The sequence below is a fragment of the Nocardiopsis exhalans genome (assembly GCF_024134545.1).
In the GTDB taxonomy this organism is placed as follows: domain Bacteria; phylum Actinomycetota; class Actinomycetes; order Streptosporangiales; family Streptosporangiaceae; genus Nocardiopsis; species Nocardiopsis exhalans.
In genome coordinates this window covers 3,934,864-3,948,045 of the sequence record NZ_CP099837.1, presented here as the reverse complement: position 1 = coordinate 3,948,045, position 13,182 = coordinate 3,934,864, and the positions used below count along the sequence as shown (strand labels likewise).

At 70.9% G+C, this 13,182-nt stretch carries 14 protein-coding genes; 9 read left to right on the top strand and 5 right to left on the bottom strand.

Translation table 11 applies throughout. The annotated features are described in order from the left end of the window. Positions 1-11: 11 nt before the first annotated feature. Positions 12-941 (top strand): DUF817 domain-containing protein, encoded by a 930-nt coding sequence (locus NE857_RS17525; protein WP_254416741.1) that lies wholly within the window; start codon positions 12-14, stop codon positions 939-941. Here the strand turns inward: NE857_RS17525 and NE857_RS17520 are convergent. Next, complete coding sequence (locus NE857_RS17520) at positions 931-1,863, bottom strand: LysR family transcriptional regulator (RefSeq protein ID WP_254416740.1); 933 nt, start codon at positions 1,861-1,863, stop codon at positions 931-933. The two genes, NE857_RS17525 and NE857_RS17520, sit on opposite strands and share 11 nt — an antisense overlap. A 69-nt stretch (positions 1,864-1,932) precedes the next feature. On the opposite strand from NE857_RS17520, the gene NE857_RS17515 reads away from it, so the two are divergent. After that, positions 1,933-3,183, top strand: coding sequence for an MFS transporter (locus tag NE857_RS17515; RefSeq protein WP_254416739.1), 1,251 nt, complete (start codon positions 1,933-1,935; stop codon positions 3,181-3,183). Here NE857_RS17515 and NE857_RS34290 read toward each other — a convergent pair. The 3 genes from NE857_RS34290 to NE857_RS17505 all read right to left on the bottom strand — a co-directional run bounded on the left by NE857_RS34290 (position 3,180) and on the right by NE857_RS17505 (position 4,369). Then, positions 3,180-3,314: a hypothetical protein gene (locus tag NE857_RS34290; protein WP_301184225.1), complete on the bottom strand. Its 135-nt coding sequence runs from the start codon at positions 3,312-3,314 to the stop codon at positions 3,180-3,182. The two genes, NE857_RS17515 and NE857_RS34290, sit on opposite strands and share 4 nt — an antisense overlap. Positions 3,315-3,345: 31 nt before the next feature. Further along, positions 3,346-3,549 carry a hypothetical protein gene (locus NE857_RS17510; RefSeq protein ID WP_254416738.1) on the bottom strand — a complete coding sequence of 68 codons (204 nt, stop codon included), beginning with the start codon at positions 3,547-3,549 and terminating at the stop codon, positions 3,346-3,348. Between the two features lie 616 nt (positions 3,550-4,165). After that, positions 4,166-4,369, bottom strand: coding sequence for a hypothetical protein (locus NE857_RS17505; RefSeq protein ID WP_254416737.1), 204 nt, complete (start codon positions 4,367-4,369; stop codon positions 4,166-4,168). 236 nt (positions 4,370-4,605) lie between these two features. On the opposite strand from NE857_RS17505, the gene NE857_RS17500 reads away from it, so the two are divergent. From NE857_RS17500 to NE857_RS17490, 3 genes are all read left to right on the top strand, one after another. After that, positions 4,606-5,556 (top strand): ring-cleaving dioxygenase, encoded by a 951-nt coding sequence (locus NE857_RS17500; RefSeq protein WP_254422016.1) that lies wholly within the window; start codon positions 4,606-4,608, stop codon positions 5,554-5,556. After that, positions 5,553-6,197: an alpha/beta hydrolase gene (locus NE857_RS17495; RefSeq protein WP_254416736.1), complete on the top strand. Its 645-nt coding sequence runs from the start codon at positions 5,553-5,555 to the stop codon at positions 6,195-6,197. The genes NE857_RS17500 and NE857_RS17495 overlap by 4 nt, the downstream gene beginning before the upstream one ends. A gap of 285 nt (positions 6,198-6,482) precedes the next feature. Next, positions 6,483-7,250, top strand: a complete 768-nt coding sequence (locus tag NE857_RS17490) for a sulfite exporter TauE/SafE family protein (RefSeq protein ID WP_254416735.1) — start codon at positions 6,483-6,485, stop codon at positions 7,248-7,250. 117 nt (positions 7,251-7,367) lie between these two features. On the opposite strand, the gene NE857_RS17485 is transcribed toward NE857_RS17490, so the two are convergent. Then, a complete protein-coding gene (locus NE857_RS17485; RefSeq protein ID WP_254416734.1) occupies positions 7,368-8,378 on the bottom strand; it encodes an ABC transporter substrate-binding protein in 1,011 nt (336 codons plus the stop codon). A 122-nt stretch (positions 8,379-8,500) separates the two neighbouring features. On the opposite strand from NE857_RS17485, the gene NE857_RS17480 reads away from it, so the two are divergent. The 4 genes from NE857_RS17480 (at position 8,501) to chrA (ending at position 12,917) form a co-directional block, all read left to right on the top strand. Beyond that, positions 8,501-9,535 (top strand): FecCD family ABC transporter permease, encoded by a 1,035-nt coding sequence (locus NE857_RS17480; protein ID WP_017580111.1) that lies wholly within the window; start codon positions 8,501-8,503, stop codon positions 9,533-9,535. Beyond that, a complete protein-coding gene (locus NE857_RS17475) occupies positions 9,532-10,626 on the top strand; it encodes a FecCD family ABC transporter permease (protein WP_254416733.1) in 1,095 nt (364 codons plus the stop codon). Before NE857_RS17480 ends, NE857_RS17475 begins: the two co-directional genes overlap by 4 nt. 76 nt (positions 10,627-10,702) lie before the next feature. Next, complete coding sequence (locus NE857_RS17470) at positions 10,703-11,521, top strand: ABC transporter ATP-binding protein (RefSeq protein WP_254416732.1); 819 nt, start codon at positions 10,703-10,705, stop codon at positions 11,519-11,521. A gap of 148 nt (positions 11,522-11,669) precedes the next feature. Continuing rightward, positions 11,670-12,917 (top strand): chromate efflux transporter, encoded by a 1,248-nt coding sequence (chrA, locus tag NE857_RS17465; protein WP_254416731.1) that lies wholly within the window; start codon positions 11,670-11,672, stop codon positions 12,915-12,917. Positions 12,918-13,182: the final 265 nt, after the last annotated feature.

Here is a 13,182-nt window from a genome sequence, read left to right as displayed (position 1 = left end):
CCATCGAGCGCATGACAAGTGGACAACAGTGGGCCCTGACCTCCGTCGAGCAGCGCCTGGACACCTGGGCGCACCGGCGCCTGGAGTCCCTGAGCGGCCGGGGGAGGGTACGCGGGTACCTGCTGGAGTTCGCCGTGTTCACGGTCAAGCAGGCCTGGGCCTGTATCTTCGGTGCCCTGATGCTGGCCCTGCTGCTCGGCACCCATGCGTGGTTTCCCGAAGGTGCCGCGCTCTCCCGCAGCGACGCCCTGGTCGTCGGTGCGGTCGCGATCCAGGTGCTCATGCTCCTGGCGAAGCTGGAGAGCGGTCGCGAGCTGTGGGTGATCGTCCTTTTCCACCTTGTCGGTACCGCCATGGAGCTCTTCAAGACCGCCGTCGGCTCCTGGCACTACGGCGGCGACGGCCTGTTCTGGATCGCCGGGGTTCCGCTCTACACCGGCTTCATGTACGCGGCGGTGGGCTCCTACATGGTCCGGGTCTTCCGCCTGTTCGACCTGCGCTTCGACCACTACCCGCCCCGCTGGGCGACCGCGCTGCTCGCGGTGGCCATCTACGCCAACTTCTTCGGCCACCACTACGTGGTCGACCTGCGCTGGGGCCTGCTGGTCCTGGTCGTGGCACTGAACATCCGCTGCGTCATGCACTTTCGCAACCACCGCTCCCAGCCCTGGCGGCGGATGCCGATCCTGGCGTCCTTCCTGGGCGTGGCCTTCTTCATCTGGGTGGCGGAGAACATCGCCACCTTCGCCGGTGCCTGGATCTATCCCAACCAGGCCGAGGGGTGGGAGCTGGTGCCGCTGTCCAAGCTGGTCGCCTGGTTCCTGCTGATGAACATCTCCGTGGTCCTGGTGACCTTCGTCTACCGGCCCCGGCCCCTGAAGGCTCCGGAGGGCTCCGAGAGCTCCGAAGGCCCCGGGGACCCCGCTCCGCTCAGCCGGTGAGGTCGGGGATGACCTCGGGGCCCACCCGGCGCACGTAGTCGCGGAACAGTGCCACCGCCGGGGGCTCGTAACCGCCGCCCGACCCCTCCTGCGGCCAGACCACGCCCACCGGCCGGGTGGCGTCCCCGTCGCGCAGCCGCAACTCCACCGTCCCGGCCAACGGCCCCTTGGGACGGGCGGGCAGCACCGACACCCCCAGACCCGCTGCCACCAGTCCGCGCGCGGTGGCTATGTCGTCGGCCTCGAAGGCCACCCGAGGGGTGAACCCCGCCTGGTCACTGAGCCGGTCGGTCAGGTGCCGCACCCCGCGACCCGGTTTGAGCAGGATGAACTCGTCCCGGATCGGTGCCAGGTACACCGGCCCCTGATCGGCCAGCGGATGGTGTTCGGGCACCACCAACCGCAGGTACTGGGTGTGCAGTACCGCCGAGATCAATCCGGGTCCCGAGGGCAGCGGCGAGGTCAGCGCCAGATCCGCGCCGCCCGAGGCCAGCCGGCGCAGGGAGTCGGCCCACGCCTCCTGGGTCAGGGTGAACCGCACCCCCGGATGCTCGGCCCGAAACCCCCGCAGCAGCACCGGTACCACCTCCACACCCAGAGTGGGCAGGAAGGTCAGCGCCACCCGGCCCTCCTCCGCGCCAGTGAGTTCGGCCACCCCCTGGCGCAGATCGTCCAGTGCCCGCTCCACGTGCGGCAACAGCAGCCGGCCGGCCCGGGTCAGGCGGATCCCCCGACCGGTGCGCTCCACCAACGCCATCCCCAGCTCCTCCTGAAACCGGGCCAAAGCCCTGCTCAGCGTGGGTTGGGGCATGTGCAACGCCTCGGCGGCACGGGTGACGTGCTCGGTCCTGGCGACCTCCGCCAGCACCCGCAACCGGGGCGCGAGGATCCGGGTCAGAGACTCCACATCAGGGTCATTCATACGAAACAGTATGCAACAACGTGAAACCATGCATTGGACGTATGAAAATGCGCTTTCTAGCGTTGAACCATGACCGTGACCAGTACTTCCCCCGCCACCCGCGACCCGCGCCCGCGCGCTGGCACGGCCCCCTACCGGCGCACGGTCATCGCCCTGGTCGCCGCCGCCGTGGCCACCTTCGCCCAGCTGTGGTCGGTCCAGCCGATCCTGCCCGCCATCGCCACCGGCTTCGACACCTCCGCGGGTCAGGCCGCCCTCACCGTCTCCCTGGCCACCGGCGGCCTGGCCGGGTTCACCCTCATCTGGAGCGGCGCCGCCGACCGTATCGGCCGCGCCCGCGTCATCGCGATCTCCCTGCTCCTGGCCATCGCGCTGGGCGCCGCGATCCCCTTCACCACCGAACTCTGGACGCTCCTGGTCCTGCGCACCCTCCAGGGCGCCGCCCTGGGCGGGGTCTCCGCCGCGGCCGTGGCCTACCTCGCCGAGGAGATCCACCCCCGCGACGCACCCAAGGCCACCGGCCTGTACATCGCCGGAAACCCACTGGGCGGCATGGGCGGCCGCCTCCTGGCCGGGTTCGCCGCCGAACACGGCGGCTGGCAGTGGGGCGTGGCCGCCAACACCATTCTCGGCCTGGCCGCCCTCCTGGTCTTCGTCCTGGTCCTACCCCGACACAAGTCCGGCGCCCCCGCCCGCCGCACCGCCTCCGACGACGGCCTCAGCATGGGCGCCCGCCTCAAGGCCGCGATGACCACCCGCGGACTGATCCCCATGTACGCCCAGGCCCTCCTACTCATGGGCGCCTTCATGGCCGTCTACAACGTCCTCGGCTTCCGCCTCACCGACCAGCCCTTCGGCCTGTCCCAGGCGGCCGCCTCCCTGCTCTTCCTGTCCTACACAGCGGGCATGCTCGGCTCGGCCATGGCCGGGTCCGCCACCCTGCGCTGGGGCAGGTACGGGGTGCTCACCACCGCAACCCTGCTCCTGCTGGTCGGCCTGGGCGGGCTCTTCACCACCTCGGTCTGGCTGCTGCTGGCCACCCTGCTCCTGTTGACCTTCGCCTTCTTCTGCGCCCACGCCACCGCCTCGGCCTGGGTGGGCTCCCAGGCCGTCACCGGCCGCGCCCAGGCCACCGCCGTCTACACCCTCGCCTACTACCTGGGCGCCAGCCTCTTCGGCTGGCTCGGCGGGGTTGTCTACGACGCGGTCGGCTGGAACGGCACCGTTGTCCTGGCGCTGGGTTTGACCGTGCTGGCGGGCCTGTTCGCCCTGCGGCTGCGCAAGCTGCCCGCCCCCGCACCGGTCACCCGTACCTTCTAGCGGGCCACCCGGACCAAGGCGTGGCCGCACATGCCCCGCCCGGCCACCGCCCGTTCGCCCAACCAGGTCAGCACACCGCACTCGACGTGGGACCGCACCCGGGCGACCTTCTTCCCGACCGGTCGGACCACGGTGCCGGAGGACGGGCCTGCTGAGTTCTGGTCAGAGAGACCGTACGGTGAGTCTCTGCTCGGCGCTGCCGACCGCGCCCAGCCGATCGTGCAGCACCGTGCTGTCCAGCCCCAGCCCCAGCCCCAGCCCCGAGGGGCCGAACACCACCGAGCTGTCCAGCCCCACCCAGGGCCCCTCCGGCTGACTGTGCAGGTGCACGGTGAGGTCGACGTTGGGGAACGCCCGCTTCGGCATGACCAAAAACGAACAGCGGAGAGGGTGGGGCCGGGTGCCTGTTTCGGTCCTCTGTTTGAAGATGATCTTGCTACCAGGAGCTAGTTCGGCGCCGAACTAGCTCCTGGTAGCAAGATCATCGGGGATACAGGGGTTTTGGAAGCAGCGGACAGCCCCAGGCGCGGGTTTCGGGTGCCATCCCCACTCTGAAACCGTCCCCGCTTGCCCTGCCTGCTCTCGCCCGGGGGAGGCAGCCTGTGCCCCCATCTGGCCCACCCGCACTGTCCCGGGTGACTCCACCACCGGGGGCTCGGCAGCCTTCACCCCCACGACCCGCGGCCCGGGGAGCGCAAGGCCCGGCCCCCTGCCCACCCTCGCTGCCGCTGTTCCGTCGCTGGGAGTGACCGGCCACGACACGCGGCCCGTTCACCGCCGAACTGGGGAGGGCCAAGCCCTCTTGGCTCGGCGGCTCTCAGAGTTGTCCACTGGAGATGCCCGTAAGGGCTGTCCGCGTGGGTAGGACACCTCTGATCCTGGCGGGAGGAGGACGCATGCCGGCGTGTGACCACGACTGGGGCTCCGGGCCCAACAGCGGTACCGAGCAGTGCTCGAACTGCGGGGCGATTCGGTCCAGGAACTACTGAGCTCCGACCTGGCGTGCGGCGGTGCGGTCGCAGTCCGTGCAGTCGGTGCGGCAGGGGGCGCCGAAGTTGTTCATGCTCATGGACTTGCAGCGAACGCACACCAGGCGCTTCCCGCCCGGCGGGTCGTGCCGCCATTCGTGATGACCGCGGCGGCAGATCCCGGAGGGCTGGATACGGGTGGGGTCGCTCGTGCTCATGAAGGACACCGTAGCCGCGGGAACCGCGGCCGGGGAAGGCCTCTGGCAGAACGTCACGGTATGGGCCCGGGTGTGACACAGGTGGTGGCGGAGCGGGGCGGGCTGCTCTGTCCCCGCTGGTCTTGGTGGAAGGTAGACCGGTTCCTGGGCGGGGGAGGGGAGACTGCCGCACGGGAATAGTTTAATATTCAACTTGTTGGAGTGAGTGAGCAACCGGCAAGGAAAGGGTGAAGGACATGGACGTGCGCCCCTCGGGGATTCATCACGTGACCGCGATCGCGAGCGACCCCCAGGCCAACGCCGACTTCTACCTGAACGCGCTGGGCATGCGCATGGTGAAGCGGACGGTCAACTTCGACGCCCCGGAGACCTACCACTTCTACTACGGTGACCGCGCTGGCAACCCCGGCACGATCATGACCTTCTTCCCCTGGCCTGACGCGCCCAGGGGGAAGATCGGCGCGGGTCAGGCCACCACCACGACCTTTTCCGTTCCTGAGGGGTCTTTGGGCTGGTGGGCCGAGCACCTGGCCGGGCTGAACGTGGAGACCACGCGTCCGAGTGAGCGCGGTGAGGAGGACGTCCTCTCCCTGCGCGACCCGGACGGGCTGATCATCGAGCTGGCCGCCAGCGCCGACCACCACGACACCGACCCCTGGGACGGGGGAGTGGTCCCCACCGACCATGCCATCCGGGGTATCCGCGCGGTCACGCTGACGGAACAGGACGCCGAGGGCACCGCGCAGATGCTTGGTGGCCAGCTGGGCTTTCACCTGCACAGCGAGGACGGCGACCGGATGCGGTTCCGGACCAACGACACCGGTGACGGCGTGGGCACCATCGTTGACGTGCTGGCCGACCCCAAGGCCGAGCGTGGCGTGGTCGCCGCCGGGACCGTGCACCACGTCGCCTACCGCGCCCCGGACACCCCGGTGCAGGACGCCTGGCGTCAGCGCCTGGAGCGCGACGGGGTGGGGGTCACCGAGATCCGCGACCGTACCTACTTCACCTCGATCTACTTCCGTGAGCCCGGCGGTGTGCTCTTGGAGATCGCCACGGACGGCCCCGGGTTCGACTACGACGAGCCGCTGCTGGAGCTGGGCCGTTCGTTGAAGCTGCCGCCGTGGCTGGAGCCCAACCACCAGCAGATCGCCGCCAGCCTGCCGCGGGTGGAGGTCAACCAGTGACCGTTCCCGAGGTCAGCGTCGAGGACTTCGTGCACGTCTTCGAACCGGCCACCGCCCCGGACGCCCCGGCGCTGCTGTTGCTGCACGGCACCGGCGCCGACGAACGCGACCTGTTGCCGCTGGGTCGTGCGCTGGCTCCGGGCGCGGCCCTGCTCTCGCCGCGCGGCAAGGTCACCGAGAACGGCATGAACCGCTGGTTCCGTCGTCTGCGGGAGGGCGTCTTCGACGTCGACGACCTGATCGTGCGCACCGCCGAGTTGGCCGGGTTCGTCCGGGCCGCCACCCTCGCCTATGACCTGGATCCCGAGCGGATCGTGGTCAGTGGGTTCTCCAACGGCGCCAACACGGGCGCGGGTCTGCTGCTGCTCCACCCGGGGCTGGTCGCGGGCGCGGCGCTCTTCGCGGGAGGCGCTCCTCTTCAGGGGCGCGAACCCGACCCGGTGGACCTTTCGGGAACTCAGGTGTTCCTCGGCAACGGCGTGGCCGACCCGATCACCACCATCGACCAGGCCCGCCTGGTCGCCGCCCAGCTGGGGCAGCGGGGCGCGGACGTGGAGGCCCGCGAGCACCTCGGGGGACACCAGTTGACCCCGGACGTGTTGACCCAGGCCGGGGAGTGGTTCGAGCGCGCGAAGTTCTGAGCGCGTTCCCGTCCCCACCGAACGGCGGTGGCGCCCCCTGTACTCGGGCGTCACCGCTTCCTTTCACGTCACTACGAATCTACTTCGTAAAGCTGTGCCTTCTTTGGAGTACACACCCGTATCGCACACGAGCGGTAACACCCAGGGCCCTGTAAGGGGATCAATGCCCCGGTCCCCTGACAAAGTGGTTGGTTCGGCTGGCTAGATTGGCTCGCGTCCCGTTCCCCGCCCCGGAAGAGAACCGATGATCCCCTCTCCGCCTGCCCTCACCGAGAACCCCCGGTGATGGACCCCGAAATCCTCGGCCTGCTGTTGCTGGCCGCCGTCGCCGCGGGCTGGATCGACGCCGTCGTCGGAGGAGGGGGCCTGCTGCTGCTCCCCGCCCTGATGGTCGCCGCCCCGCACATGCCGCTGGCCACCCTGCTGGGTACCAACAAGCTCGGCGCGGTCTTCGGCACCACCTCCGCCGCCATCGCCTACGCCCGCAAGGTGAAGATCGACCGCAAGGTCGTGATCCCCACCGCCGGGCTCGCCCTGCTGGGTTCGGGTCTGGGCGCGGCCCTGGCCACCGCCCTGACAGCCGACGTGCTCAAACCGATCATCATGGTCGTCCTGGCCGGTGTGGCTCTGCTGGTGGTCTTCCGGCCCGCCATGGGCACCTCGCCCAACCCGGCCATGCGCACCCGCAACCGGATCCTGGCGGCGCTGGCCCTGGCCGGGCTCGGGGTGAGCTTCTACGACGGCGTCATCGGCCCCGGCACGGGCGTGTTCCTGATCATCGCCTTCACCGCGGTGCTGGGCATGGACTTCCTGCACGCCTCGGCCTCGGCCAAGATCGTCAACGTGTGCACGAACATCGGCGCCCTGGTGGTCTTCGCCCTGGGCGGCCACGTGGACTGGCTGTTGGGCCTGGGCCTGGCGGTGTGCACCATCATGGGCGCCCAGGTCGGCGCCCGCATGGCCCTGCGGCGGGGGTCGGGGTTCGTCAGGGCGGTGCTGCTCGTCGTCGTCCTGGCCCTGCTCGTCCGGATGGGCTGGGACGTCTTCGTCTGATCCCCTGCGGGTCAGGGCATCCCCACCCCGCAGGGGCCGTCATCTGTTCAGGTTCGCGATACCGGGCAACGGCATCAGCTGTCACTCCCGGACATTGCCTGGGAACGGTTGTGCCTCCTAGACCGCCGGGTCCGTCTGGCCGGTCAGCGCCGCGGTGACGTCCTCGATGATCCGGTGCGCGCCGTGGTAGTTGGCCGAACCCCAGACGTCGTAGTCCACCCGGTACAGCTGCTCGTCCTCGACCGCGCCCAGGTTGGACCACAGGCCGTCGGAGAAGGTGTCGGGGGCGTCCGGGTAGCCCGAACCAGCCAGCACGAAGACCGCGTCGCCGTCGGCCTGGTCCAGGTTCTCGTAGCTGTGCGGGATGAAGTCGGTGTCCCCGTCGGCCTCCACCTGGGTGTCCGGGCGCGCGAAACCCAGGTCGTCCACGATCTGCCCCGGGAAGGACTCGGGCGTCTCCAGTCGGATCTCGCTCTCGCTCTGCAACCGCACCAGGGAGAGCGCGGTCCGGGCCGGGTCCACATCGGCCTCGGCCAGGTCGGTGCGGGCCTGCTCGACGGCGGCGTCGTAGGCGGCCACCTCCTCCTCGGCCTCGGCCTGAGCGTCCAGGATCTCGGCGACCTCCTCAAGGTGACCGCGCCAGGAGCCGGTGCCCTCCCACTCCAGCAGAACCGTGGGCGCGATCGCCTCCAGGCTGTCCAGGATCTCGGTCTGGGCGCCCAGCGCGGTGCTCACCCCGATGATGAGGTCGGGCTCGGTGTTGGCCAGTTCCTCGATGTTGATGTCGTCCTCGGCCGGAGAACTGGTCACCAGCGTCAGGTCCGCGCCGTCCACGTTCTCGGGCAGGAAGGGCGCAAGGCCCTGGTCGGCCTCGCCGGGGCTGCCCATGGTGCCGACCACGTCGTGGCCCAGCTGGGTGACGGCGGCCAGCGTGGGCCGCCACAGCACAGCGATCCGCTCGGGGGAGGCCGGGACCTCCACGCTCCCGTTGGCGCCCTCCACCGTGCGGGTCTGGGCGCCTTCCTCGGAGGCGGAATCGCCGCCGTCGGTGCCGCAGGCACTCAGCACCAGGACCCCGACCAGGGCGAACACACTCAACGAGCGTGCGGAACGTGTGAATTCGGACATGTGTGGGGACCCTTTCGTACGAACAGGATGTAGGTAAGGCTAACCTGTCCGGGTGGGATTCGGTTGATTCCGACCGGCCCCAGCCATTCACCCACACGCCCAGTAAGACGAACGGGGAAGCCGTGGCCCTGCGCGCGCCCACACCAACGCGCCCCACCCTGACCAGACGCGTCATCCGCCCCATCGGCCTGATCATCGCCGTGGGAGTCCTCGCCGTCTGCGCGCTCCTCAGCGTCACCGTCGGAGCCAAACCCATCCCCGCCGCCGACGTGTGGGCCGCCCTGACCGACTACAACGGCTCCTATGACCACGACGTCATCCGCAGCCTACGCGTGCCCCGCACCATCATCGGCATCTTCGTCGGCGCCGCCCTCGGCCTGGCCGGCGCCCTCATGCAGGCCCTGACCCGCAACCCCCTGGCCGAACCCGGCATCCTGGGCATCAACTCCGGCGCCGCCGCGGCCGTGGTCGTGGCCGTCTTCGTCTTCGGCGCCACCGGAGCCGGCCTGGTCTGGCCCGCCTTCATCGGCGCCGCCTTCGCCGCCGTCGCCGTCTACGCCCTGGGCTCGCGCGGCCGCGCCAGCGCCACCCCCGTGCGCCTGGCCCTGGCCGGAACCGCCCTGGCCGCCGTCCTCCAAGGGCTCATCTACGGCATCATCGTCCTCAACGACTTCGTCTTCGACCGCATCCGGTTCTGGCAGGTCGGTTCCCTGACCGGACGCGACCTCGACATCTTCTTCCAGGTCGCCCCCTTCCTGATCATCGGCATCCTGGTCACCCTGGCTCTGGGCCCCTCCCTCAACGCCATGGCCCTGGGCGACGACCTGGCCGCCACCCTGGGCGCCAAGATCCCCCTCATCCGCGCCGGGACGGCCGTGGGTGTCATCCTGCTGTGCGGTGCCGCCACCGCCGCCGCCGGACCCATCTGGTTCGTGGGCCTGATCATCCCGCACGCCGCACGCGTGATCACCGGCCCCGACCAGCGCTGGCTGCTTCCCTACGCCGCGGTCCTGGGCGCGATCCTGCTCACCGCCGCCGACACCGTCGGACGCGTCATCCTGCCCAGCTCCGAACTGGAGGTCGGCATCATCACCGCACTCGTCGGGGCGCCCCTGTTCATCGCCCTGGTCCGCAGCAGAAAGATGGCCCAGCTGTGAGTGACACCCTGACACCCCGCCCCCGCACCAGCGCGCCCGTGCGCCTCACCCCCCGGGGCACCCGGGCCTGGCGCTCCCCGGGCGGCCGGGTCTCCTTCCTGCTGCGCCCGCGCACCCTGGTGATCAGCCTGGCCCTGATCGCCGTCAGCCTGGCGACCCTGGTCATCTCGGTCTCGGTCGGTGACTACGAGATCGCCCTCTCGGCCGTGCCCTCCGCCCTGATGGGGTACGGCGAACGCCTGGACGTGTTCTTCGTCCAGGGGGTGCGCCTGCCCCGCGCCCTGACCGCCATCGGCGTGGGCGCGGCCCTGGGCATCGCCGGAGCGGTCTTCCAGAGCCTGTCGCGCAACGCCCTGGGCAGCCCCGACATCATCGGGTTCACCTCCGGCGCCGCCACCGGCGCAGTGGCCGCCATCCTCCTCCTTGGCGCTGGACGCCTGGTGGTCTCCCTGGGCGCCATCGCCGGCGGCCTGGTCACCGCCGGTGTGGTCTACCTGCTGGCCATGAAGAACGGCGTCCAGGGATACCGGCTGGTCCTGGTCGGCATCGGCGTCAGCGCCATGCTCGCCTCGGTCCGCGACTACCTGATGACCCGCGCCGAACTCACCGACGCCCTGGGCGCTCAGATCTGGATGATCGGCAGCCTCAACAGCCGCGGCTGGACCGAGGCCGCCGCCGTGTGGATCGGCCTGGCCCTGCTGGCCCCGATCATCTTCGCCATCGGCCAACGCCTGCGCTTCCTGGAACTGGGCGAGGACACCGCCCGCGGTCTGGGCGTGTCCGCACAGTCCACCCAGATCATCGCGCTGGCCGCCGCCAGCGCCCTGACCGGCGCCGCCATCGCCGTGGCCGGCCCCATCGGCTTCGTGGCCCTGGCCGCACCACAACTGGCCCGACGCCTGACCCGTACCGGCGGCACCACTCTGGCCGGCGCCGCCCTCATGGGTGCCGCACTCCTGGTCGTGGCCGACCTGGTCGCCATGCGTCTGATGGCACCCACCCAACTGCCCGTGGGCGTGGTCACCGCCGTCATCGGCGGCAGCTACCTCATCTGGCTGCTCTACACCGAGTGGCGCGGCGGCCGCGCCTGACCCGCCCCCGCCCGCACCGCAGCCCGGACCGGCGGCCGAGGGCGAGCCACCACCGAGCCACACCCGAAAGAGAACGATGACCGACGACGCCAGCACCCGCCTCACCGGCCAGGACCTCACCCTGTCCTACGACCAGCGCGTCATCTCCCGCGATCTGGCCGTACGCATCCCCGACAACTCCTTCACCGTCATCGTCGGCCCCAACGCCTGCGGCAAGTCCACCCTGCTGCGCGCCCTCTCGCGCACCCTCAAGCCCGCCCAGGGCAACGTGCTCCTGGACGGGCAGGTGATCAGCTCCTACCCGGCCAAGGAGGTCGCCCGCCGCCTGGGCCTGCTGCCGCAGTCCTCCATCGCCCCCGACGGCATCGGCGTGGCCGACCTGGTCGCCCGCGGCCGCTTCCCCCACCAGAGCTTCCTGCGCCAGTGGTCGGCCCAGGACGAGGCTGTGGTCGCCGAGGCCATGGCCGCCACCGGGGTCAGTGCCCTGGCCGAGCGTTCGGTGGACGAACTCTCCGGCGGTCAGCGCCAGCGCGTGTGGCTGGCCATGGTCCTGGCCCAGCAGACCCCGCTGCTGCTGCTGGACGAGCCCACCACCTACCTGGACATCGCCCACCAGATGGACATGCTCGACCTGTGCGCCGACCTGCACGCCGAGCAGGGGCACACCCTGGTCGCGGTCCTGCACGACCTCAACCACGCCTGCCGCTACGCCACCCACCTGATCGTGATGAAGGACGGCGCGATCATCGCCGAGGGCGAGCCCGCCACGGTGGTCACCGCCGACCTGGTGGAGAAGGTGTTCGGCCTGCCGGTGCGGATCATCCCCGACCCCGAGACCCACACTCCGATGATCGTCCCCGTCGACCGCCGCGGAAGCCGCCGCGACCACGACTGAGCGAACATCAGCTGAGCGGGCGGTGGCCACCCGGCTGTTGACCAGCCTGACCGGGGCGCCGCGAACGCAGGCCCCGCCCGGGCCTTCGCTATCGTTCCCCCGCACCGATACACCACCTCGCCCTCCTCGCCCACCAAGGAGCACGACCATGAGCCCTGCGCCGCAGACCCCCGAGGAGGGCACACCGGCGAGCGGTCCGAGGGCGTCTGGGACCCCCGGTGAGGTGTTCTGGTCCTTCCTGTTGCTGGGGCTGACCTCGTTCGGTGGACCGGTGGCCCACCTGGGCTACTTCCGCGACGCCTTCGTGGTACGCAGGGGCTGGCTCACCGAAGCCGCCTACGCCGACCTGGTGGCGCTGTGCCAGTTCCTGCCCGGCCCCGCCTCCAGCCAGGTCGGCATGGCCATCGGCCTGCGCCGCGCCGGGTACGCCGGTATGGCGGCCGCCTGGGCCGCCTTCACACTCCCCTCGGCAGTGCTGCTGGTGGCCTTCGCCCTGGGCGTACAGGCGCTGGGAGCCGAACCCGGCGCCGGATGGCTGCTCGGACTCAAAGCCGCCGCCGTGGCCGTGGTCGCCCACGCGGTGGCGGGCATGGCCGCCAGCCTGGCCTCGGGCACGCGCCAGGCCACGATCGCGGTGGCAGCGCTGGTCCTGGTCCTGTTGCTGCCCTCGGCCCTGAGCCAGGTCACGGCCATCGCCCTGGGCGCCCTGGCCGGAGCGCTCTGGCTCACCTCCCAGCCCGACGCCGACCCCACGGACTCCGCCACGCACGGCTCGGGGACCGGTGTGCGTCGCCGAACCGCCCTGGCGTGTCTGGCCGTGTTCGCCGCTCTGCTCGCGGCCCTGCCGGTCCTGGCCGCCCTGACCGGGAACACGGCCCTGGGGATGGCGGACAGCTTCTACCGCGCCGGGTCACTGGTCTTCGGCGGCGGGCACGTGGTGCTGCCGCTGCTGGAGACCGAGGTGGTGGGAGCCGGGGCCGTGGACCACGAGTCGTTCCTGGCCGGATACGGCGCGGCCCAGGCCGTGCCCGGCCCGCTGTTCACCTTCGCCGCCTACCTGGGCGCCCTCATGCCCGTGGCGGGCAGCCCTCTGCTGGGGGCGGCGATCGCCCTGGTCGCGGTCTTCGTGCCTTCGGCGCTGCTGGTCGCGGGCGCGCTGCCGTTCTGGGAGCGGTTGCGCGCCAACGCACGCGTGCGCTGTGCGGCCGCCGGTGCCGGGGCTGCGGTGGTGGGGATCCTGGCCGCGGCCCTGTACGACCCGGTCTTCGTCCAGGGCGTGGTCTCACCCGCGACGATGGCCCTGGCCGCGGTGGCGTTCGTGGCCCTGGCGGTGTGGCGGGCCCCGGCCTGGGCCGTTGTGCCGGCGGCCAGCGCGATCGGGTTCCTCCTGTTGTGAGGAGGCAGCCGTGCTCGGGTCCGGTACGGTCCGGCCCCGCACACGAACGCGGGTCAGCGCTCCAGGAGATCCCGCAGTTCCCTGACGACTCCGGCCGGGTCCTGCTCGGCCATGAAGTGTCCCGACGTCACCGTGGCGTGCCGCAGGTCTGAAGCCCACGCGCCCCACAACGCTGCGGCGTCATAGCCCAGGGCCGTGCCCTGGAACCGGACCGCCCGCCCCGAACCGCCACAGCCCTGCTCATCACCCAGGGCCCCGGATACGC